Below are 23,855 nucleotides of genomic sequence, written 5' to 3'. Positions count from 1 at the left end.
GGAGGTGCCGGGCCCCGGAAGGCTCCGGGGAAGGAAGGTCGAACGGAGAGGGCCCGGGCGCGTGGTGCGCCCGGGCCCTCTCCGCGGCCGGCCGCCGTGGCGGCCGGTGTGCCGATGTGTCAGTGGCCGATCGACTTGGTCGTCTCGTCCGCCGGCCCGGCGCCCACCGCCGCGTGCGGCGCCCCGTGGCCGTCGTGCCCGTTGTGGTGACCGTCGTGGCCGTCCAGGGAGATCGCCTCGGTGTCGCCCGAGTAGGTCTCGCTGAGCCGGGCCCGCAGCCGGCCGATCGGGCCGCGCATGCCCTTCGGTGGGATGCCGTCGCGGTCGGGCGCGGCGGCGATGGCCGGGATGGCCTTCTTGCCGCGCACGTGCGCCGCGATGTCCTCGGCCGGCGGCACGTGCACCTCGATGTACTCGCCGTGCGGCAGGCGCTTGATGACGCCGGACTCGACGCCGTGCGACAGCACGTCCGCGTCGTGGCGCTGGAGGCCGATGCACATGCGGTAGGTGACGAAGTACGCGATCGCCGGCCCGACGAAGATCAGCACGCGGCCGACCTCGGTCGTGGTGTAGAGCGAGATGTGGAACTTCGCCGAGATCCAGTCGTTGGCTCCCAGCAGCCACAGCAGACCGTAGAAGGTGATGGCCGCGATGCCGATCGAGGTGCGGTGCGGGTTGTTGCGGGGACGGTCGGCGAGGTGGTGCTCGCTGCGGTCACCGGTGATCCACTGCTCCGCGAACGGGTAGAGCGCCAGGCCCGTCATGATGAGGCCCATCGGCCCCAGCGCCGGGATGAGCACGCTCAGCGGCAGGGTGTGCCCCAGGAAGTTGATCTCCCACGACGGCATGAGCCGCAGCGAGCCCTCCAGGAAGCCCATGTAGAAGTCGGGCTGCGAGCCGGCCGAGATGTCGGCCGGCGTGTACGGTCCGAACAACCAGATCGGGTTGATCTGGGCGAAGGTGCCGAGCAGCGCCACCACGCCGAACGTGAACAGGAAGTACGCGCCCGACTTGGCCATGAACGACGGGTAGAACGGCGCGCCCACCACGTTCTGCTCGGTGCGGCCCTTGCCCGGCATCTGGGTGTGCTTCTGCACCCACATGAGGATCAGGTGGGCCGAGATCAGCGCCAGCAGGATGCCCGGGATCAGCAGGATGTGGATGCTGTAGAACCGCGAGATCACGTCGTGGCCCGGATACTCCCCGCCGAACAGGAAGTAGGTGATGTAGGTGCCCACCAGCGGGATGGAGATGGCCACACCCTCGGTGATCCGCAGACCGGCGCCGGAGAGCAGGTCGTCGGGCAGGGAGTAGCCGGTCAGGCCCTCCAGCAGGGCCAGGGTGAGCAGCAGGACGCCGATGATCCAGTTGAGCTCGCGCGGCTTGCGGTAGGCGCCGGTGAAGAACACCCGGAGCATGTGCACCATCATGCCCGCCACGAACAGCAGCGCCGCCCAGTGGTGGATCTGCCGGATGAGCAGGCCGCCGCGCACGTCGAAGCTGATGTGCAGCGAGGAGGCGTACGCCTCGGACATGCGCACGCCCACCAGCGGCGCGTAGGCGCCGTTGTAGGTGACCTCGCCCATGCTCGGCCTGAACCAGAACGTCAGGAACGTACCGGTGAGCAGCAGGATGACGAACGAGTACAGGGCGATCTCACCGAGCAGGAACGACCAGTGGTCCGGGAAGACCTTGCGCAGGTTGCGCTTGAGGAAGTTGCCCGCACCGATGCGCTCGTCGATGAAGTTCGCGGGTCCTGCGATGGCCTTAGGAGTGCTGTCCAGGCTCATGCCTTCCCCCTGACTTCGGCTTCGGCGTCCCCGCGCTCCCAGAAGCTGGGGCCGACCGGGACGTTGAAGTCGCTCTGTGCGATGAGGTAGCCCTCGCCGTCGACGCCGATCGGCAGCTGGGGCAGGGGACGCGCCGCGGGGCCGAAGATGACCTTCGCTCCGTCGGCGGCGTCGAAGGTGGACTGGTGGCAGGGGCAGAGGATGTGGTGCGTCGTCTGCTCGTAAAGCGCCGCGGGGCAGCCCACGTGCGTGCAGATTTTAGAGTACGCAACGATGCCGTCGTGGGTCCAATTGAGCTTGGTGCCCGATTTGAGGTCCTCCGGCCGGAACTTGATGAGGATCAGCGTGGCCTTGGCCAGCGCGTTTAGATCCTCCTCGTGCCCCTCCGGGACCACCGACAGGATGCCGCCGGGGGAGTTGAAGTCGGCCGCGCGGATCGGCTGCTTGGTGCCCTCCACCATCAGGCGAAGGCCCTTCTTCCACACCGTGTGCCGCAGCGTCGTGCCCGGCAGGGGGCCGAGGTCCTTCAGCAGCACCAGCGGCAGCAGGCCGAGCGGGGCCGCGGCCAGCAGGAGGGTGCGGCGCAGCAGCTTGTGCTTGACGAAGCCGCTCTCGTTGGCGCCCTGCAGGAACGTCGCGTTGACGTTCTCGCGGACCTCCGCCCCGGTCGCCATCGGGTGGCGCTCCTGGACCAGGTTGTACTTCGGCATGATGCCGCGGACCCAGACCACGATGCCGGCCGCCATCGACAGCAGGGCGACGGTCAGCGAGGCTCCGAGGGCGAAGTTGGAGGTCTGGGTCTTGTCGATGGTGCCGACCTGGAAGACGACGTACGACACGATGAACACGATCGCGGCGACGAAGGACACCACGAACAGCAGGGCGACGACGCGCTCGGCCTTGCGGGCCTTGGCCGGGTCGGGGAACGTCACCCCCTCGTGCACGATCTCCTCGTGGGCGCTGGCCGGCGCGCCGAGCGCCGACGTCTCACCCCCCGGAGGGGGCGTGCCGATGACGCGCCTCGGGACGCGATCTTCGGCCTGCTCGATGTCGTTCGGAATCTCAGTCATGGTTGGCCTGACGCTTCTTCGCGGTGATCCAGATGGCGGCGAGGGCGAGGAGGCTGATGCCGACGATCCAGCCGACCAGGCCCTCGGTCACCGGGCCGATGCGGCCGAGGCCGCTGCCGCCCGGGTCGGGCTGCTGGCGGACGCTGACGATGTAGGCGATCATGTCCCGCTTCTCCTCGGGCGTGATCGTGCTGTCGTTGAAGACCGGCATCGCCTGCGGGCCCGTGGCCATCGCCTCGTAGATCTGGGTGGGGGTGGCGGGGTTCAGCGGAGGTGCGTACTTGCCGTAGGTCAGGCCGCCGCCCGACCCGACGAAGTTGTGGCACTGGATGCAGTTCGCGCGAAACAGCTCGCCGCCCTTGGCGGGGTCGCCCTTGGACGGGTCGGTCGCCTCCAGGGAGGGCTTGGTCGGACCGCCGCCCAGCGACTGCACGTACGCGGCCAGCTGCCGGATCGTGTCCTGGTTCACCCAGTCCGGCGGGCGCTTGCGCGGCGCCTGGGGGCCGGGGTCGGAGAACGGCATGCGGCCGCTGGACACCTGGAAGTCCACGGCAGCGGCGCCGACGCCGACGAGGCTCGGGCCCGATGCACCGCCGGAGGAGTAGGACCCCTCGCCGTTCAGGCCGTGGCAGCTCGCGCAGTGTGCCGCGAACAGATCCTTGCCCGCGGCCACGTCGTCCGCCTTGCCGGAGGCGATCGCCGCGTCAGCTCGGTCTCCTCCGGGCGCCACCAGGGCGTACACCCCGCCGAGGAGGCTCAGGGCAAGGAGGAGGACGGCGTATCGCGCGAGCGGATGCCGCCTCCGTGCGGTGATCGAGTTCACCGATATCCTCGTTCCGATCATTTGATGATGTAGATGGTCGCGAAGAGGCCGATCCAGACGACGTCGACGAAGTGCCAGTAGTAGGACACGACGATCGCGCTGGTGGCCTGCTCATGTGTGAAGCGCTTCGCGGCGTACGTGCGTCCCAGCATGAACAGGAACGCGATCAGACCACCGGTCACGTGCAGGCCGTGGAAGCCCGTGGTCAGGTAGAAGACCGAACCGTAGGCGTTGGAGGACAGGGTCACGCCCTCTTCCACGAGGTTGTGGTACTCGTACAGCTGCCCGCCGACGAACCAGGCGCCCATGAGGAAGCTGATGATGTACCAGAACCGGAGCTTCCTGACCTGACCCTTCTCAGCGGCCCACACGCCGAGCTGGCACGTCACACTCGACAGCACCAGCACGATCGTGTTGACCAGCGCGTACGGGATGTCCAGGTGGACGCCTTCAGGCAGCGTGGGCCAGGGTTTGCCCTGGCCGAGGCTGACCGACCGGATGGTGAAGTACATCGCGAACAGCGCCGCGAAGAACATGAGCTCAGAGGACAGCCAGACGATCGTCCCGACCTGGACCAGGTTCGGCCGGCGGGACGGTGCTGCTGTCGTCGTAATTGCGGATGCTGTCGCCACGCCCAGCATTATTGCGGCTGGAGGGGTCGGGTCGGCGCACGACCCCCCGGTAAGGCCACCTCACCCCGATAAACCAGACATAAGCCGGGAACAGCGCTAAGTGTGACTGGTCTGGGTTTCCGTCGCCGGGGACAGGTAGCATCCGTGGTGACCATACCTCGTCCCAATCGATAGTGAGCGCGACCGTGAGCATGAGGGTTCTCGTCTACAGCGACGACGCAAGCACCCGCGAGAAGGTGCGGCTGGCGATCGGACGGCGTCCCGCCGCCGACGTGCCCCTCGTGGAGATCGTCGAGTGCGCCACGCAGCCGGCGGTCGTCAAGCACCTGGACTCCGGAGAGATCGACGTGGCCGTCCTCGACGGTGAGGCCGTCCCCGCGGGCGGCATGGGCATCTGCCGCCAGGCCAAGGACGAGGTGTACGACTGCCCGCCGATCTGTGTGATCATCGGGCGTCGCGACGACCGCTGGCTGGCCGACTGGTCCCGCGCCGACGCCGTCGTGGCGCAGCCGATCGACCCCATGGCGCTCGCCGAGGCGGTCGCCGGCCTCATGCGGAGCCGTTCGGCCTCCCGCATCACCTCCCACTGACCCGGAGACCCCATGGACGCGCGCACCACGTGGCCCGCGCTGCTCACGGCCCTGCTCGCCCGTGAGCACCTCACCGCCGACGAGACCGCCTGGGCGATGGGCGAGATCATGTCCGGTTCCGCCACGACCGCCCAGATCGCCGCCTTCGCCACGGCGCTGAAGGCCAAGGGCGAGACGGTGGCCGAGGTCGTCGGGCTGGCGCGCACCATGCTCGAGCGGGCCACGCCGCTGTCGGTCGACGGCCCCACCGTCGACATCGTGGGCACCGGCGGCGACCGCGCGCACACCGTCAACGTCTCCACCATGGCCGCGATCGTCGCCGCCGCGGCCGGGGCCCGGGTCGTCAAGCACGGCAACCGCTCGGCGTCCTCCTCGGTGGGCGCCGCAGACGTGCTCGAACACCTCGGCATCGTCCTCGACCTGTCCCCGGAGTCCACCGCGCGCACGGCCGTCGAGGCGGGCATCGCGTTCTGCTTCGCGCCGGTCTACCACCCGGCCCTGCGGTTCGCCGGCCCCGTCCGCAAAGAGATCGGCATCCCGACCTTCTTCAACTTCCTCGGCCCGCTCACCAACCCGGCCCGCCCGTCGGCGCAGGCCATCGGCGTCTACGACGCGCGCATGCTGCCCGTCGTCGCCGGCGTCTTCGCCGAGCGCGGCGTGTCGGCCCTGGTGTTCCGCGGCGACGACGGCCTCGACGAACTGTCCACCGCCACCACCTCCACCGTGTGGGTCGTGCGTGACGGCACGGCCGTCGAGACCACCTTCGACCCGCTGGACATCGGCGTGCCGCGCTCCGAGGCCGACGCGCTGCGCGGCGGCGACGTCGAGTTCAACGCGCGCGCCGTCAACGACCTGGTCGGCGGGAAGCTCGGCCCGGTGCGCGACGCGGTGCTGCTCAACGCCGCGGCCGCCCTGGTCAGCCTGGACGCCGGCGCCGCCGCCCCCGACCCGGGCCCGCCCGGCGACGCCTTGGTGGCCGCGATGACCAGGGCCTACACCCGCGCCGCCGAAGCCGTCGACTCCGGCCGCGCCGCCGAAACCCTCACCCGCTGGGTCCAGATCAGCCGCTCCCACAAGAAGACCCCCTGACCGAACACCACCTGCTTCTGGTGCTCCCGGCGCGCCGTCGGAAATGCCGCCTTCGGCGCGCCTTCCTCAGGAGCCCCTCGCCGCATCGGCTCCCCGCCGCCGCCTGCGAAGTGGGGCGTTCGGCGCTGTCCATCCTGAGCGATTCCGCCCACGAATCACCCACCACCGCGCAAGGGATCCCCGCTCTCACCCTGACCCTTGCCGGCTTCGTCCTGCCGGCTTCGTGCTGCCGGGCCCGGCCGGATGGGCCGTGTCCCCGCCGCCCGCCGACGTATGCCGCGCCCCCGCCTCGTGGGTTGTGAGCCGACCGGCGCCGGCGGTGGGAGGGTGGTCGGCGAATCCGGCGCCCTCCTACGTCGCCCAGCGTGTCCCCGATGTCCGCCCTGCCATCCGGGTTCTCGCCGTCCCCGCACGCGTATGGCGCACCCGCTTGCCACCTGACTTGTGGGCGGCCCACTCCCTCGCCTCGTGGGCCATGTTCCACCGGCGCCGGCGCGGTGGGAGGGTGGTCGGCGAATCCGGCGCCGTGTAACGGCGATCGGCCGGTGCCCGTGCCTTCCGTGGCGTGCCGGCTCACGGCCGGGGTAGCGCGGGGTTCGGTGGTACCGCGTCTCAGGCAGTGAACCGCTCGGCGCTAGAGTCGGGCCAAGCCGCACTCGAAGGAGAGAGCCCGTATGATCACCGCGATCGTGCACATCAAGGCGGAGGTCGACCGGATCCCCGAAGTCGCCCAGACGATCGCCGAGCTTGACCGGGTCAGCGAGGTGTACTCGATCACCGGTGACTACGACCTGGTGGCGATGGTCAGGGTCTCCGCGTACGAGGAGATCGCCGAGGTGATCCCCGGACGCATCAACAAGGTGGCCGGCGTCCTCGCCACCGAGACCCACCTCGCCTTCCGCACCTACTCCAAGCACGACCTCGACGCGGCCTTCTCCATCGGCTTCGCCGAAGCCGACTGAACACAGGACGCCCGGAGGCAGGACCACAGCGGCGGAGGCCGGGGACGGGGACCGGAGGACGACCAGGGACGAGGACCGGACGGGAGGAGGATGGCAGGGCTGGTAGAGTGCGGGGGCACGGATTGTCGGATGTAGGAGATCAGACGTGGCAGGTGACGACGACATCTCCGGGTGATACCCGGATGTGATCAGCCACCGGCGCGCGCACAGGTGCGCGGCCGACGTGGCGGCGTCGTCGTTCCCCATGCCCGTCCCCTGCCTGGGCGCCAGCGCGCCCGGCGTGATCACACAAGGTCTCATTCATGTCCGATGCCTTCATCATCTGCTCCAACCTGTCCTTCTCCTGGCCGGACGACACCCCGGTCTTCGACGATCTGTCCTTCACCGTGGGCGGCGGCCGCACCGGCCTCGTCGCGCCGAACGGCGCCGGGAAGAGCACGCTGCTCAAGCTGATCGCCGGCGAGCTCCGGCCCACCGCGGGCGGCGTCTCCGCCGGGGGAGTGCTCGGCTACCTCCCGCAGACGCTGCCCCTGCTCGGCGACCCGACGGTGGCCGAGGTCCTCGGCGTCGCGCCGGTGATCGAGGCGCTGGACGCCATCGAGGCCGGTGACGCCAGCGAGGAGCACTTCACCACGATCGGCGACGACTGGGACATCGAGGAGCGCACCCGGGCCCAGCTCGACCGGCTCGGCCTCGGCGACCTCGCCCTCACCCGCCCCCTGCACACCCTCAGCGGCGGCCAGGTCGTCTCGCTCGGCCTGGCGGCGCAGCTCCTCAGACGCCCCGACGTCCTGCTGCTCGACGAGCCCACCAACAACCTCGACCTCGACGCGCGCCGCAAGCTCTACGCGGTGCTCGAAGACTGGAACGGCTGCCTGCTGCTGGTCAGCCACGACCGGGCGCTGCTCGACCGCATGGACCGCATCGCCGAGCTCGACGGGGGAGAGCTGCGCTCCTACGGCGGGAATTTCACCGAGTACGAGGAGGCCGTCCGCGCCGCCCGTGAGGTCGCCGAGAAGAACATCCGCAACGCCGAGCAGGAGGTCAAGCGCGAGAAGCGCGAGATGCAGCAGGCACGTGAGCGGGCCGAACGCCGGGCGAGCAACGCCGCGCGCAACCTGGGCAACGCCGGCCTACCGAAGATCATCGCCGGGGGCCTGAAGCGGCGCGCCCAGGAGTCGGCGGGCAGGTCCAACGAGACGCACGCCGCGCGGGTAGGCGACGCCAAGTCCAAGCTGGACGAGGCGAGCCGGGCCCTGCGCGACGAGCAGAAGATCACGCTGGAGCTGCCCGGCACCAACGTCCCCGCCGGGCGCACGGTCTTCCTCGGCGAGCGGATGCAGGTCCGCTACGGCGAGCGGCCCCTGTTCGCGGGCGATGGCCTCGACCTGACCATCCGGGGGCCCGAGCGTATCGCCCTGACCGGCTCCAACGGCGCCGGCAAGTCGACTCTGCTGCGTCTGCTCCACGGCGACCTGGAGCCGGAGGGCGGCCTGGTCAGACGGGCCGACGGCCGGGTGGCGTACCTGTCCCAGCGGCTGGACCTGCTGGACCTCGGCCGCACCGTGGCGGAGAACCTCGCCGCGTCCGCGCCCGAGATGCCGGAGGCGCAGCGGATGAACCTGCTCGCCCGCTTCCTGTTCCGCGGCCAGCGCGTCCACCTGCCGGTCGGCGTGCTGTCCGGCGGCGAGCGGCTGCGCGCCACCCTGGCCTGCGTCCTGTACGCCGAGCCCGCGCCCCAGTTGCTGCTGCTGGACGAGCCGACCAACAACCTCGACCTGGTCAGCGTCGGCCAGCTGGAGAGCGCGCTGAACGCCTACGAGGGCGCCTTCGTGGTCGTCAGCCACGACGAACGCTTCCTCGCCGAGATCAAGGTCGACCGCTGGCTCCGGCTCTCCGACGCCCGCCTCCAGGAGACCGCCGCTCCTGAGCCCGCCTGACGCCTCTCCGCGACTGTTCCCCTGGTGATATCGCATGTCTGAGACAGCTCTGCTCGCGCACGACCTCGTGCGCATCCTTGGGACGAGGCGGGTGCTCGACGGGGTCTCCCTGACCGCTTCGCCCGGGCACCGTATCGGCCTGATCGGCGAGAACGGCGTCGGCAAGTCCACGCTGCTGCGGCTGCTGGCCGGGGTCGACGAGCCGGACGCCGGCAGCGTCGTCCGGCCACCCGACCTGGGCTTCCTGCACCAGGAGATGCCGTTCGACGCCGCCGCCACGATCGCCGGCGTGCTGGACGACGCCCTGCGCGAAACGCGCGACGACCTGGCCGAGCTGGACAGGCTCGCCGCCGCGCTCGCCGGCGCCCCGCCGGACTCCCCGGCCGCGGCCGGGCTTCTCGCCGCCTACGGTGAGCGGCTCGAACGCGCGCAGCAGGACGAGGCGTGGGACGCCGACCGGCGTGCCGAGATCGTCCTGGCCGGGCTCGGGCTCGGCGGCGTGCCGCACGACCGCACGCTGGGATCCCTGTCCGGGGGCCAGCGGGCCAGGCTGGCGCTCGCCGCCCTGCTGGTCCGGCGTCCGGCGGCCCTGCTGCTGGACGAGCCCACCAACCATCTCGACGACGACGCCGCGATCTTCCTGGAGGAACGGCTGCGCGGCCTGCCCGGCGCCGTCGTGGTGGCCAGCCACGACCGGGCGTTCCTCGACGCCGTCTGCACGGACATGGTCGACCTCGATCCGGCGGTGGACGGGCCTGTCCGGTACGGCGGCGACTACACCGCCTACCAGGCGGAGAAGCGTGCGGAGCGAGAGCGGTGGCGGCGGCGCTTCGCCGAAGAGCAGGAGGAACTCGCCGAGCTGCGCCGCTCGGTCGCCGTCGCCGCGCAACAGGTCGCGCCGAACCGTCTGCTGCGCGACAAGGACAAGATGGGCTACGGCCACCGGAGCGGCCGGGTGCAGAACCAGATCTCGCACCGAGTGCGCGACGCCGCCCGCAGGCTCGCCGACCTGGAACGCGCCCAGGTGCCCCCGCCCCCGGCGCCGCTACGGTTCCATCCGCGCGCCCTCGCCACCACCGCCCCTGATGGGACCGTCACCTCCGGCGACCCCGGCGACTCCCGCCGACTCGCCCAGGTCGACCGGCCGGAGACCGGCCTGGCCCCGCTCGCCGATGGGCTGCTGGTGTCGTTGCGGGGAATTCGCGTACCTGGCCGGCTCACGCTCGATCGCATGGACGTGTCGGCGACCGATCGTCTGCTGGTCACCGGGCCGAACGGAGCGGGGAAGTCGACGCTTCTCGCGGTGCTGGCCGGGCGGCTGGAGACCTCCGGCGAGGTGCGGCGGCGGCGTGGGCTGCGGGTCGGCCTGCTGGCCCAGGACACCGTGTTCGACCGGCCGGACCGTACCGCCCTGGAGATCTACGACCAGACACTCGGGGCCGAGCGCGCCGATTGGGTGCCGCTCCGCTCGCTGGGCCTGCTCGGCCCGCGAGAGCGCGGCAAGCGGGTCGCGGAACTGTCGACCGGCCAGCGCCGCCGGCTCGCGCTGGCGCTGCTCGTGGCGGACCCGCCGGAGCTGCTGCTGCTCGACGAGCCGACCAACCACCTCTCGCCCCGCCTGTCCGACGAGCTCGAAGAGGCTCTGGGCGCGGGTCCCGGCGCCATCGTGGTCGCCAGCCACGACCGCTGGCTCCGCTCCCGCTGGCCGGGCCGGGAGATCCGTCTGCCGTCCCCCTGAACCGCGGGTGCCCCGAGAGGCGGGACGGACGTCAGGAGGCGTGGCCGGGAGCGGCGCCGACCCAGCGGTGATAGGCGTCGAGGTCGACGTTGCCGCCGCACACGATGGTGACGACGTGCCGTCCGGCGAAGCGGTCACGGTCTTCGAGGATCGCCGCGATGCCGAGCGCGGCCGATGGTTCGACGACCAGACCGGCGTGGTCGAGGAGCATCCGCATCCCGGCCATGATCGACGTCTCCTGGACCAGGACGGCGTCGTCGGCGACCAGGAGGAGGTCGTCCAGCACGGCCGGGATGGGGCGGCGGCCGGCGACGCCGTCGGCGATGGTGTCGGTCGAGTCGGTGGTGACGACGCGCCGTTCGTGGAAGGAGCGGGTCATCGCCGGTGCGCCTAGAGGCTGGACGCAGATCACCTCGACCCCGGGCGCCAAGCCTTTCAGCACGTGACCCACGCCGGTGGCCAGCGCCCCGCCGCCGAGCGCGATCAGGACGGCGTCGAACGACGATGCGGAGCCCGCCAGTTCCAGGCCGATGGTCGCCGCGCCCTCGCAGGTCTCGATGTCCAGGCTGTCCTCGACCAGCCGGATGCCCTCGTACCGCGCGAGGTCCGCGGCCCGTTCGCGAGCCAGGTCGAAGTCACCGTCCACCAGTTCCAGCGTGGCGCCGAACGCGCGGATGCGGTCGAGCTTGGCCGCGGGCGCGGAACGGGAGGCCACGACGGTCACGTCGAGGCCCCGGCCGCGGCCGGACCAGGCGAGCGCCTGCCCCAGATTGCCCGCACTGGCGCACACCGCGGCCCGCGAACCCTCGTCGGCGAGCAGGCTCGCGATCACCTCGGTGCCGCGGGCCTTGAAGCTGCGTACCGGGTTCGCCGTTTCGAGCTTGATGCTCACCGCGCAGCCCAGGCCGGGCTCCAGCGCCTCACAGGGATACAGCGGAGTGTCGAGGAACATCGGGTCGATCAGCCGGCGAGCCGCCCGAATTCGAGCGGTGTCGAGGCGCGTCTCCTGCACGAATCGTCAGTGTAGCGCCGCCGGACCTGTTCCATTAGGGGAAGGTCAACCTGGTCGAACTGGCCAAACGCCGCCCGTCACAGCAGTTCGCGGAACTGTGCGACCGCGTCCTCGGCCTCGACGGCACCATGGCCAGGCTGTACACGGCCACGACATGGCCCCGCGCGCCAGAGCACTTCCGCCCCTGGCTGGATGAGGAACAGGACGCCACCGACCTTTACTGCTGGGAGCCGACGATCGTCCCGGGACTCCTGCAGACCCAGGGATACGCGCGGCACATCCTCGGCGCATCGCCAGGCATCACCGAGGACGAGGTCGAACAACGCGTCGCGGGGCGCGTGCGGAGAAGGACCATCCTTGACCGCGAGCGACCGCCGCTGATCAGCGCGGTCATCGACGAGGCCGTGTTGCACCGCAACATCGGCGGACCCGCCGTCATGGCGGATCAGCTGCGATTTTCTCCTCGAAATGGCCCGGCTTCCCCAGGTGACCATCCAAGTGGTGCCGCAAACGGTCGGCGTGCACTGCGGAGTCGCCGGAGGATTCATCATCGCCGAACGCAACGGAGCGGCCTACGCTGCCTTCGTAAGCGGGCAACCTTACGGGCGCACGGCTCTGCGCGATCGCGATCATCGCTGTCCGCGTCGCCCCGTCCCAGGCCAAGGCCCGCGAGGCCAAGCGCAGTCGCGCTTCCGACTGAGCATTCGCGGACGATTCAGCCAGCACCCGCCAGGTCGGACGAGAGGCGGATCGGCGCAGGGAAGAGGCGAACACTTGGACTCGATCCTCAGCGAGCCGGCTAACAGAGCGTGGCCACGCTCACTATGAGATCGCCGTGTTGCTCGGAGTGAGCCACGCGGTCGGAGGACCGATCCGGACGCCGTGCGTGTGGCTAAGCGACTTTGACCGAATGGGGACCGACACTGATGGTGATGTCCACATGCCCGCCCAGCGCGGCTGCGTAAGCCCGGAGAGTCTCCAGTTCCATGGCCTCGACATTGCCGTTTTCGATCTGAGAGATCCGCGATTGGGATACGCCCAGGATCTCGGCGACCTCTGCTTGGGTCTTCCCGGTGGACTTGCGGAGCTCACTCAGGTGATGCCCGGCGACGTAGGCGTCGAGTTCGGCACGGGCCTTGGCCTGGCGTTCCGGGTCCGCCAACTCGGGATGACGGCGGTGTGCTTCGGCCTTGACGTCCTGCCACCGGCGGGCGGTGCTCATCGATCGGCCTCCTTGGCAAGGCGGTCGATGGCCTGCTCGATCAACGCTGCGGTGTCCGGGTCGGACTCGCAGAGCTTCAAGAATTAGGCCTCGACTGGTTCCAGGAGGATGATATCCCACGTCATGCGGCCAATATAAGCTGTGACTCATGTTCTTTCGGCCGCATCATGGACATCGGTGAGGGTCCGCCACTCGAGATCGGCCCGTTGACGTTGATAGGGGACCGCTCACCGGCAGGGGGCCAAAACCGCCGAGCCCGCTCGGGCGGCTGAGGTGATGGCCGTTGTCAGCGGAGGGGGCGGCCTTCGCGGGGGTGGCGGGGGTGGAGGTTCTCGTAGGCGCGCATGCCGTCGTAGGCGCGGTCGATGCGGGACTTCAGACGGGCGGCGCCGCGGGCCGGCAGGCTCCAGCCGCCGTCCACGCGGACCAGCCGGACACCGGGGGACTCCAGCCAGCGCAGGATGCACTCGGTCTCTTCGGCGATGGCGGCCGGGAGCGGGCCAGGCCCGGGCGTGACGGTCTCGGCGGTGGCGACCAGGGCGTCGACGTACGGAGTCGGATGGGCGCCCTTGGGCATCACGCCCGCCGCGGTCAGGCGGCCGTACCGCACGACGTGGATGTCCCAGCCGCCGTCGAAGGCGGGGCTGGCGGCGATCAGCTCGGGTATGCCGGTCAGTGACCGCAGCCGCTGCATGCGCGCCGCCGTGCGCACGTAGACGGCCAGCCGGTCGCGGTCGACCGCGGCCTCCTCATAGCGCTGCTCGGCGGCCAGTCGCTGCATGCGGGCCTCCAGCGCCGAGAACACCGGGCCCGGGTCGTGTTCCATGGCGGCGCGGGCCTCGTCGGCGTGGCGCCGGTACTCGTCGACCCCCTGGCGGCCCTCGCACGGCGCCCCGCAGCGGCCCATCTCGGCCAGCACGCACGCGGGACGGCTGGTGCGCGTGGAGATGCGCTCGGTGCACTGCCGCAGCGGCACGGCCTCGTGCAGCGCCGACTTGGCGTCCTCGGCGCCGCGCGCGGAGGTGAAGGGGCCGAGATAGGTGCCCTGGTCGGCCTTGACCTCGCGGACGACGGACAGGCGGGGGAACGGCTCGTCGGTCAGTTTGAGCCAGACGACCTTCTCGGGGAACCGCGACCGGCGGTTGTAGCGGGGCTTGGTCGCCCCGATCAGCCGCAGCTCGCGCACCTCGGCCTCCAGGCCGGTGGCGCAGACGATCGGCCGCACCCGCTCGGCGATGCCGATCATCTCGCGGATGCGCGGCCGGGTCTCGCTGGCGGTGAAGTAGGACTTGACCCGCTGGCGCAGGTCGCCGCTCTTGCCGACGTACAGGGCCTCGCCGCGTTCGTCCTCGAAGACGTAGACGCCGGGGGCGCTCGGGATGCTCGCGGCCAGGTGACGCTTGCGCTTCTGCTCGGGGGTGGGGGCCCGGACGAAGCCCTTGAGCTCTTCGAGGGTCTGCACGCCGTAGGCCCCGACGCGTTCGATGAGCGCGTGCAGGACGTCGACGGTCGCCTTGGCATCGGCCAGGGCGCGGTGACACGGCTCGGTGCCGCTGCGGAAGACCCGGGCCAGAGTGGAGAGCTTGCAGTTGGGCACCTCGTCGCGCGTCAGGACGCGCCGGGCCAGGTCGGCGGTGTCGACCACCGGATTGGCCGGGGGAGGGTAGCCGTGGGCCTGGCAGTTGGCCTTGATGAAGCCGACGTCGAAGGGGGCGTTGTGCGCGACCAGCGTGGCGCCGCGCGTGAACTCCAGGAACGCGGGCAGGACCTGCTCGATGCGCGGCGCGGCCATGACCATCACGTCGGTGATGCCGGTGAGCACGGCGATGAACGGCGGGATGGGACGGCCGGGGTCGACGAGCGTGGCGAACTCGCCGAGCACCTCGCCACCGCGCACCTTGACCGCGCCGATCTCGGTGATGGCGTGCTCGGCGGACGAACCGCCCGTCGTCTCCAGGTCGAACACGACGAAGGTCACCTGGTCGAGGGGCGTGCCCAGATCGTCCAGAGTTCCTTGAACACCGATCTCCACGCCCATGACCATACGATCGCGGTCCGACAGTTCCGCACCGGCCATGCCCGATCGCACCGGCCCGTGGGCCCGCCGCCCCGCGGCGGGCGGCCTTCGCCGCCGCGCGCACCTGCGCCGACACTCCGTCGACGCGCCGTTCGCCGGTCGGCGGTCCGGCGCAAGGGGGTCTGACACGGCACTTGTGGGGCGGCCGTGAGCCAGGAACCGGGTGGGAACGGCGCTGACCACGAACGTGCCAGCCGTACCCTTGTCGGATAGAAGAAATTTGAATGGCCAGTCAGCTAGGGGACGACGGATGAGTTCAGCCGGAGAAGGCCTGTCTCGCCCGCTGCCCGAGCAGGTCCGCTTACACGTCGTCGAGCTCGCCGCCCAGGTGCTCGGCACGATGCAGCCCGCGATGATCCCCGCGCCGTTGAAGGGCATCGCGAGGTTCGATCCGCGCAAGCGCGCCCGCCTGGGCAGCGCGCCGATCGCCGCGCAACTCGAGACCGACAAGGAGTTCCGCGAGACCGTCGCCGAGAGCCTCAAGGAGGCGTGGCCCGAGCTGGTGGCCAGCCTGGAGGAGGGCACGGTGCCGCCGGCGGCCGAGCCGGTGCTCGTCGCGGCCGCGGCCTACCTGACGCGCCCTCCCGGCTGGCCCGACCTGGTGGAGACCGCCCGCTCCGACCTGGAGCAGGCGGCGGCCGTCGCCGAGGGCAGCGCCCAGGAGCAGACCGTCGTGCGCCTGCGCGAGCAGCTCGCCGCGCAGAAGGCCGCCGCCAAGGAGGAGGCCGAGCGGCTGCGCGACCAGCTCAAGGCGTCCCGCGCCGAGGTGGCCGATTTGCGGCGCAAGCTGCACGACGCCCGCGAACGGGGCAGGCTGGCCGAGGAGCGGGCCGCCGAGTTGCGGGCGCTCGAGCAGGAGGTCCGCACGGCGGTGTCCTCTGCGACCAGCGCGGCCGAAAGCGAGCTTCGCAAACTCCGCGAACGCCTGTCCGACGCCGAGCGAGCCCTCGAAGCCAGCCGCCGTGCCGCGCGCGAGGGCCGCAGCATCGAGGACGCCCGCATCCGCGTCCTGCTGGACACCTTGCAGGACGCGGCCGCCGGCCTGCGCAGCGAGCTCGCGCTGCCCGTGGCGATCAGCAAGCCGGCCGACTCGGTGAGCGCCGTGACCCCCGGCACGCCCTCGGTGCGCGCCGTGCCGGCCCGTGCCCTGGCCGACGACGACCCGGTGCTGCTGGACCAGCTGCTGGCCATCCCGCACCTGCACCTCGTCGTGGACGGCTACAACGTCACCAAGACCGGCTACCCGTCGCTCACCCTGCTGGACCAGCGGTCGCGGCTGCTCACCGGCCTCGGCGGGCTGGCGGTGCAGACCAGGGTCGAGGTCACCTGCGTGTTCGACGGCGCCGAGCTGAACGGCCCGGTCCAGGTGTCGGCGCCGCGCGGAGTGCGGGTGCTGTTCAGCGCGCCGGGGGAGATCGCCGACGACCTCATCCGGCAGCTGGTGCGCGCCGAGCCGCCCGGCCGGGCCGTCGCGGTGGTGTCCTCCGACCGCGAGGTCGCCGACTCGGTGCGGCGCATGGGCGCCCGTCCCGTGCCCTCGACACTGCTGCTGCGCCGCCTCGGCCGTTCCTGACGACGCCCGTTCCCGACGACGCCCGTCCGTGACGACGCCCGTCCGCCCGCCGCGGACGGGCCGTGGTCCCGTGGCGCCCGGCGCCCGCGATCGTCGTGGCGACGCGATTTCCCATCGCTTGACTGTTCTCAAACCATTTACTGGCGAAGAGGTGCAGGTATCCATGCCTTTTCTGTAGGATCACCGCCCAGGTTGTCTCACTTGTCTCGCAGAGGGAGCTGGCGTCCCAGTGGTCGTGCGTGGGATCCGGGCGATAGGGCGGATACCTTTGGCCGCCGGTCTGATCGTCGCCGTCATGGCGACCCAGACGGGCGGAGCGGAGGCCAAGCCGAAGCCGACGATCGCCCAGACGAAGGCGCGGCTGGCCAAGCTCAACGACCAGGCCGACAAGGTGGTGGACCGCTACAACCTGGCCGGCGAGCAGTGGAAGAAGGCCAGGAAGGAGTACAACTCCCTCAACGGCCGCCTGAAGGGCGAGCTCGGCCGCGTCGATGACCTGCGCGTCGGCCTGGTGTCGGTCGCGATCAGCACCTACCAGTCCGGTGACGTCCTGTCCTGGTCCAACCTGATCACCCAGCCCGACCCCGAGGCGCTGCTGGCCGGGCTGGCCTCCATCGACCAGATGTCGGCGGGCCAGTCACGCACGATCAGCGCGTACGAGCAGGCCACCCGGTCGCTCAAGGGGCAGCGCGACAAGGCCAAGGGCGCTTACGACAAGGCCGTCAAGCTGCTGGACGACCTGCGCCGGCAGAAGAAGGACGTCGAGAAGCTGGTCGGGGAGCAGGAGCGGCTCCTGCGCAAGCTGAACGCCTACAACCCCGGCAATCCGAACAGCCCAGGCATCAAGTACACCGGGGCCGCCTCCGGCAACGCCCGCGCGGCGCTGCAGTTCGCCTTCGCGCAGGTCGGCAAGCCCTATCGCTATGGCGGCACCGGGCCGGGCGCCTGGGACTGCTCGGGCCTCACCCAGGCGTCCTGGCGGGCGGCCGGGGTCAGCCTGCCGCGCACCGCCGCCCAGCAGTACTCCTGGGGCGCCTCCCGCCGGGTCTCCCTGAACGCTTTGCAGCCGGGCGACCTGCTGTTCGCCGCGGGCCTCGGTCACGTCGGCATGTACGCGGGCGGCGGCAAGATGGTGCACGCGCCCCGCACCGGAGACGTCGTCAAGGTCGTCCCCCTCTCCAGCTACCGGGGGATCATCGGCGCCGTCCGCCCCTGACGCACCGCACGGACCAAGCCACGCCCCCGGCCGGGACTTCCGGCGCGGGGGCGTTCGCGTTCTACGGCCCAGCCCGTTCTACGGCTCAGCACCGTTCTACGGCTCAGCCCGTTCTGCAAGTCAGCGCGTTCTACGAGCCGGAGCGCGGTCTGTGGCCGGCGCGGGGAGCCGGTCAGGGGCGGCGGGCCGCCCAGGCGGTGCGGGTGCCCCGGACGGTCAGGTCGCGGCGGTGCAGGAGGGCCCCGGGGTCGTCCTGCGCGAGCAGGCGGTCCAGGGCGTCGAGGTCGTCGGCGGGCAGCCGGTCGTCGAGGCCCCGGCGGATGTGGCTCAAGTAGGCATGTGCGTAGCGTCCGGTCTCCGGCGGCGCCGGAGCCGCCTCGGTGCTGAATCGGTGCTCGGCGGCGATCTGGAAACCGGCCCGCTCCAGGTACGGACGCCAGTCCGGGTGCGCGTTCCAGCCCGCCCGCGCCATCGCCTCGTGGCAGCGCGCCTCCAGGCCCGGCCGGCCGAACCCGATGTCGTCGGGCAGGAAGCGCGGAGGACCGTCCATCTCGACGACCACCAGCAGGCCGCCGGGGTTCAGCGCGGCGTGCAGGTCGGTGAGCACGCGGTGCGGGTCGGCGACCTCGTGCAAGGACGAGGACGCCCACGCGAGGTCCACTCCGCCGACCGAGGGCCAGGCGAGGTCCAGGTCGGCCTGTACGACGCGCAGCCGGTCGGCCAGCCCGCGCTCGCGCGCCGTGGCCTGGAGGCGTCCGAGCATCAAGGGGGACCTGTCGACGGCGACGACCTCGGCGGTCGCGAAGCGGCGCGCGAAGGCCAGGCCGCCGGTGCCCGTCCCGGCGCCCACGTCGACGATGGTTCGGGGCGCGTCGGGGGCGTGCCGCGCGGCCCACTCGGTCACCTTCTCCAGGTAGGCGCCGAGCACCACCGCGTCCAGGTCGAGCAGGTCCGCCAGGCCGGCCTCGTCATGGTGCGCGTGGCCCTCGCCATCGTGGTCATGGCGGCCATGTTGATCTTCACGGTCAAGGTGATCATGGTGCTGTGCATGCGACATCATGGCCGGCAGGCTAGGCGCTCGCAGCGCGAATGAGCACACCCTCTTGCCGGTATGGCAAGGACGCTCGCCCACCGGTGGCCTGGCGAACGGCCGGGGGCCGTGAGCCGAGGGTCCACCGGGTCGCCCGCCGCACACGGCACCGGATCGGCCGTCCCTCGCCCCGCCGACCCGGCGCCGGGAAAGGCACGCTCGAACGGGTCTGGCTCGGTGTGCGGGCTGGTCCGGTGGTGGGTGGGGGTCGTGGAGGTCGTGGGTCGTGGGTCGTGGGGTCAGGGGCGGTCGGGGGAGGCGGGGAGGTCGCGGCGGTGCCTTAGGGGGCCGGTGAGAAGGATCAGGCCGGTCAGGGCGAGCCCGGCCGTGACGACCCACATCGACGGACGGGTGCCGATGGCGCCGCCGAGCGCTCCGCCGAGCAGGGCGCCGAGCGGGATGGTGCCGTAGTTGACGAACTGCATGCTCACGGAGACCCGGCCGAGCAGGTGCCGGGGGACGTAGGTCTGACGGAAGCCCGCCTTGATGATGTTGCCCGCCACCACGCCCGTGACCAGGACGAACCCGCCGGCCACCGCGACCGCCAGCCACGGGCCCCGGTGGGCCAGCGGAATGAGCAGGCCGAACGGCGCGCCGAGCGCCTCGAACACGATCATGGCGCGGGCGCTGCCGAGCCTCCTGGACACCCAGGTGGCGCTCGCCGCGCCCGCCAGGCCGCCGACGCTCATGACCGCCATCAGCCCGCCGACCGCGCCGGGGCCGACGCCGACGTCGCGCACCAGGAAGACGACCAGGATGGCCTGGTATCCCATGAGCCCGAGGTTGCTGGCCGCCCCGAACACCGTGAGCACCCGCAGGTAGGGGTCGCGGGCGACGAAGCGCAGGCCCTCGCCGATCTCGCGTCGAAGCGTCGTGGCCCGCCGCTCGCGCGACACCGGGGCCTCGCGGGTTCTGATGCCGAGCAGGCACAGTGCCGAGACCACGAAGCTCGCCGCGTCGGCGAGCAGCGCGGTGACCGCGCCGAACACCTGGGCGACCAGACCGGCGGCTCCCGGGCCCACCACTTCGACGGCCGACTCGCCGCCCTGGAGCTTGGCGTTGCCCTCGGGCAGGTCGGCGGGGACGACGATCGAGGGGAGGTACACCTGGTAGGAGGTCTGGAAGAACACCTTGGCGGTGCCCGTGAGCAGCGCGACGGCCAGTAGATGGCCGACGGTCAGCACGCCCTGCCACGCGGCCACCGGCACGCTGAGGAACAGCAGGAACGACACGGCGTCGCAGGTCAGCATCACGGGCCTGCGGGGCAGGCGGTCGACCCAGGCTCCGGCGGGCAGGCCGATGAGCACCCACGGCACCCACGCCGCGGCGGTGAGCAGAGCGACCTCCAGCGTGGTCGCGTGGAGCGCGGTGATCGCGACCAGGGGCAGGGCCACCGAGGTGAGAGAGCTGCCGAAGCCGCTGGTGGTCTCGCCGACCCACAGCAGCCGGAAGTCGCGGTCGCGCAGCAGCCCCCAGCGGCCCCGGGAACGGGACGCGGCGGGCGCGGCCGCCGCGGTGAGGCCGTTCACGGCCGGCCCGGGACGCCGAAGGCGAAGACGAACACCGGCTCGCGGGGCCGCCCGTCGTCGGGGATCTCCCGGGTGGCCCACCTGCTGAGGAGCTCCAGGAACTGCGCCTCGAACTCGTGCAGCTCGTCTGGGGTGAGCCGCAGCCACTTGTCGGTGGAGAAGGGGGCGTCCTGCCAGGCCGCCCGCTCGTCCTCGCTCGCGGCGTACCAGGCGCGGACCATGCTGACGTGGTGTTCGAGGTTGAGGGACGCCGCCGCGCTGGCGATGGCGGCGGTCGCGGGGTCGCCGCCGAAGTCGGACTCGCTCCAGCGCAGCTCGGCCGAGGACAGTCGCCACCAGCGTTCGCGCCGGTCGCGGGCGAGCTCAGGGGCCTCCTCGATGAGCTCGCTGCCGGCCAGGACGCGCAGGTGGTGGCTCGCGTTGGCGACGGCCTGCCCGGTGTGCTCGGCCAGCATGCTGGCGGTGCAGGGACCGTAGACCTTCAGCGCGTCCATGAGGCGCCGCCTCGTGGGATGCGACAGGGCGGCCAGCACCCGTGAGTCGGTGATCGTGCGTACGTCTTCGTCGGCCATGCGCCCACTTTGACATGAGCAACGAACGTTGCACAACAGGTATTGCGTAATTGTCATTGCGGAAGCGCTGTTGCCGAAGGATCATTGCGGAACAGACGTCGTGGGTATCGGGTCTCGGGTGCGGAGCGTGACATGCGGGGTCCGAATCCCGGTCCGCCGGGCGGTGCTAGGGGGACCGTTCCCCCTCCAAGATCCCTGAACGGGTGTGACTGATGTGACTTGTGTGACTCACGTCAGGTGCCGTTTCGGGATATGTGAGGGGAATCACATACGGGTAACGGATGCGCTTGTTGTGCAGGGGTTTCCTGATTAAGAAGCCCCTTATTTGATCTACGCGACTTGGTCACGGCTTTGCCTCAATTTGAGGTTCTGTGTAACTTCTGGCCCGCGGCGAGCACGCCATGCCGTCGCGAACGGAGCCGGTCTTCCGACCGGCTCCACGCATGACAATCCAGCGGTCGCCGTCGCCCCAGTAAGGCGCGAGCCAGGACCCCAAAGGGGCGGTGACCTGCCGAATCCGTGCGGCAAGGAGCACGGAACCGGGGACCCAATCGATCCTAAACGCGGGATCAGGGGGTGAATCGACGCCTTGGCGTCGTAGGGCTACTTCCATGCCCGAATCCGTCAGCTAACCCGGTAGGCGTGAGTGGAAGAATCAAGGAGCGATCCTGTCCAGCACCACCCAGAACCCTCGTCTGTCGCGCATTGCCCGCTTCTCTCTCGGCGGTGTGGCGCTCACGATGACGGCCTCCGTGGGAGCCGTGGCGACGCAGGCGACGGCGGCTGACGCCGCCACGGCGGCACCCGCTCAGGGCCCGTCAGAGCAGTCCGTCTACGGCCCGGCCGGGCTGATCGAGACACCGAGCATCACCGGGGCATCCGAGCCCGCCGGCACGGCCGCGGTGAGCGAGGCGAGCACATCCAGCGCCTCCCGCACATCCAAGAGCAAGGCCAAGGTGAGCAGGGCCGCCCGGCAGCAGTTCAAGGCGCACACGGCCGTCGCGGTGGCGAAGAAGCAGATCGGCGACCCCTACCGCTGGGGCGCCAGCGGCCCGGGGGCCTTCGACTGCTCCGGCCTGATGCTGTACGCCTGGCGCAAGGCCGGTGTGAAGCTGCCCCGCATCGCCGCCGGCCAGTTCCGCACGGTGCGGAAGAAGGTGTCCTGGAAGAACCTCAAGCAGGGTGACCTGATGTTCTTCTACGGACTCGGCCACGTCGGCATGTACGTCGGGCACGGCAAGATGATCCACTCGCCGCACACCGGCGCGCGGGTGCGCATCGACAAGCTGTCGGGCTACCGGAAGGCGTCCTTCGTCGGCGCCGTCCGCCCCGGCGCCTGACCGGCGGGACGACCCCGGCTTGACCCCGCGGAACCACCCCCGCCCATCCAGGGCTCCGCTGGGTCCGGTGCGCCGGCCGCCCGTGCCGATCCGCTCCCGGTTCCCACGAGGAGCCGGTCGATCTCCGGGCAGTCCCGGGATGCCGGCCGGCGGTTCCGGATCCTGACCGGCGGTTCCAGAAGCCGACCGGTGGACCCGGGAACCGACCGGCGGTTCCATAAGCCGACCGGCGGCTCCGGGAACCGACCGGCGGTTCGGGAAGCCGACCGGCGGTTCCGGAAGCCGATCTACCGTTCCGGAGGCCGATCGGCGCGAGGGACTCCTCCGGGAGAGCGTCTCCGAGAGGTGCCCCCGCTCCTCGAAGACGTTTTCCGGGTGGTGCACATGCCCCTCGCGCCGGTCGTGAAGGCCCCGTCCGCTCCTCCCCCCTCGGAGCGGACGGGGCCTTCGCACGTCCGCGCCGCGCCACATCGGCGAGGCGCGACACGACCGGGCGCAACCTTCGCGCGTCCATGCCCCGCCAGGCCGATGTGCCGCCGGGAACTCGATACGGGGCCGCCGCCGGGACGGCTGGTGGGGGTCCGCCCCTGGGACGCCGATGTGGCCGGGAAGGACGAGCAGGTAGATTTCCCGCATGCGCGTCGTGTGGCTCTGGGCCGTCCTGGCGGGGTTGCTGACCGTGCTGACGGGGCCCTCCGCCGTCGAGGACGATCTCGGACGGCGGGCGCGGACGCTGATCGGCGAGCATCCGGAGATATGGTCCGGCGCGCGGACCTTCCGCGGCGACCTCTCCCTCGTGGTCGCGGCCCCAGATGCCCTTGGCGCCCCTGGAGCCCTCACCGCCCATGGAGCCCCCACGGCTTCTGGAACCACGGCCTCGCGGGCCGCGACGGCCTCCGCAGCCGGCCCCGTCCCCGGAGGCGGGGCCGCCGCGGCCTCCGGAGCCGCGTTCGCCGACCTGGCGCGCCGGGCCGACCGGGCGAGCCGGCTGGTCGCCCGCGTCGTGGGCCCGGTGCGTCCGCTGATCGCCGTTCCCGCCACGACCGAGCAGGCGGCCGTGCTGGCCGCGCCCGCGCAGGTGAACGGCCTGGCCGCGGTGGCGGGCGCCGACCGGGTGATCGTGGAGCCGCGGTCCTTCGCCCGCCTGACCGCCGCCGGCCGCGACGTCGTCCTCGCCCACGAGATCACGCACATCGCCACCGGGGCGGCGCTCGACGGGAGCACGCCCAAATGGCTGGTCGAGGGGTTCGCGGACTACGTCGGCTATCTCGACGCCGGCATCCCGGCGCGCCGGGCCGCGGCCGAACTGGCCGACGAGGTGCGCGCCGGACGGACGCCCGAACGGCTGCCCGGGCCGGAAACGTTCGCCGCCGGCTCCGCGCGGCAGGCCCAGGCGTACGAGGAGGCCTGGCTCGCCTGCCGGTATGTCGCGGGGCGCTTCGGCGAACGCGCTCTGGTGAGCCTCTACCGTGAGTCCAGGCACGGGGACGTGCGGGCGGCGCTGTCCCGCACGCTCCGCATGAGCCTGGAGCGGTTCACCGCCGCCTGGCGCGAGTACGTCCGAGACCAGCTCGCATGACCACGGTGGCG

Annotated in this window: 20 protein-coding genes, 1 pseudogene and 1 riboswitch; of the genes and pseudogenes, 11 read left to right on the top strand and 10 right to left on the bottom strand. The window is 71.3% G+C overall.

Features of this window, described 5'->3' with window-relative positions; translation table 11 throughout:
* Positions 1 to 119: 119 nt before the first annotated feature.
* From qcrB to ctaE, 4 genes are read right to left on the bottom strand one after another with little or no spacing between them, the layout of a single operon-like run.
* Entirely contained in the window at positions 120 to 1,790 is a 1,671-nt protein-coding gene (qcrB, locus tag ACWEN6_RS14830) for a cytochrome bc1 complex cytochrome b subunit (protein WP_452570682.1), read from the bottom strand.
* Positions 1,787 to 2,860, bottom strand: a complete 1,074-nt coding sequence (qcrA, locus tag ACWEN6_RS14825) for a cytochrome bc1 complex Rieske iron-sulfur subunit (RefSeq protein WP_452570681.1) — start codon at positions 2,858 to 2,860, stop codon at positions 1,787 to 1,789. The genes qcrB and qcrA overlap by 4 nt, the downstream gene beginning before the upstream one ends.
* On the bottom strand, positions 2,853 to 3,683 hold the full coding sequence (gene qcrC, locus ACWEN6_RS14820) for a cytochrome bc1 complex diheme cytochrome c subunit (RefSeq protein WP_354843477.1): 831 nt from the start codon (positions 3,681 to 3,683) through the stop codon (positions 2,853 to 2,855). The genes qcrA and qcrC overlap by 8 nt, the downstream gene beginning before the upstream one ends.
* 17 nt (positions 3,684 to 3,700) lie before the next feature.
* Positions 3,701 to 4,324 (bottom strand): aa3-type cytochrome oxidase subunit III, encoded by a 624-nt coding sequence (gene ctaE, locus ACWEN6_RS14815; RefSeq protein ID WP_354843474.1) that lies wholly within the window; start codon positions 4,322 to 4,324, stop codon positions 3,701 to 3,703.
* Positions 4,325 to 4,506: 182 nt separating this feature from the next.
* On the opposite strand from ctaE, the gene ACWEN6_RS14810 reads away from it, so the two are divergent.
* The 5 genes from ACWEN6_RS14810 (at position 4,507) to ACWEN6_RS14790 (ending at position 10,634) form a co-directional block, all read left to right on the top strand.
* Positions 4,507 to 4,905 (top strand): response regulator transcription factor, encoded by a 399-nt coding sequence (locus ACWEN6_RS14810; RefSeq protein WP_354843872.1) that lies wholly within the window; start codon positions 4,507 to 4,509, stop codon positions 4,903 to 4,905.
* A gap of 12 nt (positions 4,906 to 4,917) precedes the next feature.
* On the top strand, positions 4,918 to 5,994 hold the full coding sequence (trpD, locus tag ACWEN6_RS14805; protein ID WP_452570680.1) for an anthranilate phosphoribosyltransferase: 1,077 nt from the start codon (positions 4,918 to 4,920) through the stop codon (positions 5,992 to 5,994).
* A gap of 674 nt (positions 5,995 to 6,668) precedes the next feature.
* Positions 6,669 to 6,956: an Lrp/AsnC family transcriptional regulator gene (locus tag ACWEN6_RS14800; RefSeq protein ID WP_452570679.1), complete on the top strand. Its 288-nt coding sequence runs from the start codon at positions 6,669 to 6,671 to the stop codon at positions 6,954 to 6,956.
* A 302-nt stretch (positions 6,957 to 7,258) separates the two neighbouring features.
* Positions 7,259 to 8,896, top strand: a complete 1,638-nt coding sequence (gene abc-f, locus ACWEN6_RS14795; RefSeq protein ID WP_452570678.1) for a ribosomal protection-like ABC-F family protein — start codon at positions 7,259 to 7,261, stop codon at positions 8,894 to 8,896.
* Between the two features lie 34 nt (positions 8,897 to 8,930).
* Positions 8,931 to 10,634 carry an ATP-binding cassette domain-containing protein gene (locus ACWEN6_RS14790; RefSeq protein ID WP_452570677.1) on the top strand — a complete coding sequence of 568 codons (1,704 nt, stop codon included), beginning with the start codon at positions 8,931 to 8,933 and terminating at the stop codon, positions 10,632 to 10,634.
* Between the two features lie 31 nt (positions 10,635 to 10,665).
* Here the strand turns inward: ACWEN6_RS14790 and ACWEN6_RS14785 are convergent, their stop codons facing one another.
* Positions 10,666 to 11,646 (bottom strand): threonine ammonia-lyase, encoded by a 981-nt coding sequence (locus ACWEN6_RS14785; RefSeq protein WP_452570676.1) that lies wholly within the window; start codon positions 11,644 to 11,646, stop codon positions 10,666 to 10,668.
* A gap of 128 nt (positions 11,647 to 11,774) precedes the next feature.
* On the opposite strand from ACWEN6_RS14785, the pseudogene ACWEN6_RS14780 reads away from it, so the two are divergent.
* Together ACWEN6_RS14780 and ACWEN6_RS14775 are read left to right on the top strand one after the other, a co-directional pair.
* Positions 11,775 to 12,041 (top strand): annotated as a pseudogene (locus ACWEN6_RS14780) (Scr1 family TA system antitoxin-like transcriptional regulator); the annotation flags it as partial.
* Positions 12,042 to 12,114: 73 nt separating this feature from the next.
* Entirely contained in the window at positions 12,115 to 12,474 is a 360-nt protein-coding gene (locus tag ACWEN6_RS14775; protein WP_452570675.1) for a hypothetical protein, read from the top strand.
* Positions 12,475 to 12,538: 64 nt separating this feature from the next.
* Here the strand turns inward: ACWEN6_RS14775 and ACWEN6_RS14770 are convergent, their stop codons facing one another.
* Together ACWEN6_RS14770 and ACWEN6_RS14765 are read right to left on the bottom strand one after the other, a co-directional pair.
* A complete protein-coding gene (locus tag ACWEN6_RS14770; RefSeq protein WP_452570674.1) occupies positions 12,539 to 12,868 on the bottom strand; it encodes a helix-turn-helix domain-containing protein in 330 nt (109 codons plus the stop codon).
* A 286-nt stretch (positions 12,869 to 13,154) separates the two neighbouring features.
* On the bottom strand, positions 13,155 to 14,906 hold the full coding sequence (locus tag ACWEN6_RS14765) for a DEDD exonuclease domain-containing protein (protein WP_452570673.1): 1,752 nt from the start codon (positions 14,904 to 14,906) through the stop codon (positions 13,155 to 13,157).
* 289 nt (positions 14,907 to 15,195) lie between these two features.
* Between ACWEN6_RS14765 and ACWEN6_RS14760 the strand changes: the two genes are divergently transcribed.
* Both ACWEN6_RS14760 and ACWEN6_RS14755 read left to right on the top strand, forming a co-directional pair.
* Entirely contained in the window at positions 15,196 to 16,518 is a 1,323-nt protein-coding gene (locus ACWEN6_RS14760) for an NYN domain-containing protein (RefSeq protein WP_354925089.1), read from the top strand.
* Positions 16,519 to 16,813: 295 nt separating this feature from the next.
* Positions 16,814 to 17,734: a C40 family peptidase gene (locus ACWEN6_RS14755; protein WP_354843435.1), complete on the top strand. Its 921-nt coding sequence runs from the start codon at positions 16,814 to 16,816 to the stop codon at positions 17,732 to 17,734.
* A 172-nt stretch (positions 17,735 to 17,906) separates the two neighbouring features.
* Here ACWEN6_RS14755 and ACWEN6_RS14750 read toward each other — a convergent pair whose 3' ends face one another.
* The 3 genes from ACWEN6_RS14750 to ACWEN6_RS14740 all read right to left on the bottom strand — a co-directional run bounded on the left by ACWEN6_RS14750 (position 17,907) and on the right by ACWEN6_RS14740 (position 20,925).
* Positions 17,907 to 18,794, bottom strand: a complete 888-nt coding sequence (locus ACWEN6_RS14750) for a methyltransferase (RefSeq protein ID WP_452570672.1) — start codon at positions 18,792 to 18,794, stop codon at positions 17,907 to 17,909.
* Between the two features lie 269 nt (positions 18,795 to 19,063).
* On the bottom strand, positions 19,064 to 20,353 hold the full coding sequence (locus ACWEN6_RS14745) for an MFS transporter (RefSeq protein ID WP_452570671.1): 1,290 nt from the start codon (positions 20,351 to 20,353) through the stop codon (positions 19,064 to 19,066).
* Positions 20,350 to 20,925 (bottom strand): ArsR/SmtB family transcription factor, encoded by a 576-nt coding sequence (locus ACWEN6_RS14740; protein WP_354925083.1) that lies wholly within the window; start codon positions 20,923 to 20,925, stop codon positions 20,350 to 20,352. Before ACWEN6_RS14740 ends, ACWEN6_RS14745 begins: the two co-directional genes overlap by 4 nt.
* Before the next feature lie 499 nt (positions 20,926 to 21,424).
* A riboswitch (cyclic di-AMP (ydaO/yuaA leader) is annotated at positions 21,425 to 21,583 on the top strand.
* A gap of 82 nt (positions 21,584 to 21,665) precedes the next feature.
* Here ACWEN6_RS14740 and ACWEN6_RS14735 point away from each other — a divergent pair.
* Together ACWEN6_RS14735 and ACWEN6_RS14730 are read left to right on the top strand one after the other, a co-directional pair.
* The gene (locus ACWEN6_RS14735; RefSeq protein ID WP_452570670.1) at positions 21,666 to 22,265 is read left to right on the top strand and encodes a C40 family peptidase; all 600 of its coding nucleotides are present in this window, start codon (positions 21,666 to 21,668) and stop codon (positions 22,263 to 22,265) included.
* Positions 22,266 to 22,899: 634 nt separating this feature from the next.
* Positions 22,900 to 23,844: a hypothetical protein gene (locus ACWEN6_RS14730; RefSeq protein WP_452570669.1), complete on the top strand. Its 945-nt coding sequence runs from the start codon at positions 22,900 to 22,902 to the stop codon at positions 23,842 to 23,844.
* The last annotated feature ends 11 nt before the right edge of the window (positions 23,845 to 23,855 follow it).

It is taken from the genome of Sphaerisporangium sp. NPDC004334 (assembly GCF_053602655.1).
This window is presented reverse-complemented; position numbering and strand designations above follow the sequence as displayed.

What these genes read in the sequence shown, in the direction of transcription:
- qcrB (WP_452570682.1), bottom strand. Translation starts at nt 1,790, where the DNA reads ATGAGCCTGGACAGCACTCCTAAGGCCATCGCAGGACCCGCGAACTTC.
- qcrA (WP_452570681.1), bottom strand. Translation starts at nt 2,860, where the DNA reads ATGACTGAGATTCCGAACGACATCGAGCAGGCCGAAGATCGCGTCCCG.
- ctaE (WP_354843474.1), bottom strand. Translation starts at nt 4,324, where the DNA reads ATGCTGGGCGTGGCGACAGCATCCGCAATTACGACGACAGCAGCACCG.
- ACWEN6_RS14810 (WP_354843872.1), top strand. Translation starts at nt 4,507, where the DNA reads ATGAGGGTTCTCGTCTACAGCGACGACGCAAGCACCCGCGAGAAGGTG.
- trpD (WP_452570680.1), top strand. Translation starts at nt 4,918, where the DNA reads ATGGACGCGCGCACCACGTGGCCCGCGCTGCTCACGGCCCTGCTCGCC.
- ACWEN6_RS14800 (WP_452570679.1), top strand. Translation starts at nt 6,669, where the DNA reads ATGATCACCGCGATCGTGCACATCAAGGCGGAGGTCGACCGGATCCCC.
- abc-f (WP_452570678.1), top strand. Translation starts at nt 7,259, where the DNA reads ATGTCCGATGCCTTCATCATCTGCTCCAACCTGTCCTTCTCCTGGCCG.
- ACWEN6_RS14790 (WP_452570677.1), top strand. Translation starts at nt 8,931, where the DNA reads ATGTCTGAGACAGCTCTGCTCGCGCACGACCTCGTGCGCATCCTTGGG.
- ACWEN6_RS14775 (WP_452570675.1), top strand. Translation starts at nt 12,115, where the DNA reads ATGGCCCGGCTTCCCCAGGTGACCATCCAAGTGGTGCCGCAAACGGTC.
- ACWEN6_RS14770 (WP_452570674.1), bottom strand. Translation starts at nt 12,868, where the DNA reads ATGAGCACCGCCCGCCGGTGGCAGGACGTCAAGGCCGAAGCACACCGC.
- ACWEN6_RS14765 (WP_452570673.1), bottom strand. Translation starts at nt 14,906, where the DNA reads ATGGGCGTGGAGATCGGTGTTCAAGGAACTCTGGACGATCTGGGCACG.
- ACWEN6_RS14760 (WP_354925089.1), top strand. Translation starts at nt 15,196, where the DNA reads ATGAGTTCAGCCGGAGAAGGCCTGTCTCGCCCGCTGCCCGAGCAGGTC.
- ACWEN6_RS14755 (WP_354843435.1), top strand. Translation starts at nt 16,814, where the DNA reads ATGGCGACCCAGACGGGCGGAGCGGAGGCCAAGCCGAAGCCGACGATC.
- ACWEN6_RS14750 (WP_452570672.1), bottom strand. Translation starts at nt 18,794, where the DNA reads ATGATGTCGCATGCACAGCACCATGATCACCTTGACCGTGAAGATCAA.
- ACWEN6_RS14740 (WP_354925083.1), bottom strand. Translation starts at nt 20,925, where the DNA reads ATGGCCGACGAAGACGTACGCACGATCACCGACTCACGGGTGCTGGCC.
- ACWEN6_RS14735 (WP_452570670.1), top strand. Translation starts at nt 21,666, where the DNA reads ATGACGGCCTCCGTGGGAGCCGTGGCGACGCAGGCGACGGCGGCTGAC.
- ACWEN6_RS14730 (WP_452570669.1), top strand. Translation starts at nt 22,900, where the DNA reads ATGCGCGTCGTGTGGCTCTGGGCCGTCCTGGCGGGGTTGCTGACCGTG.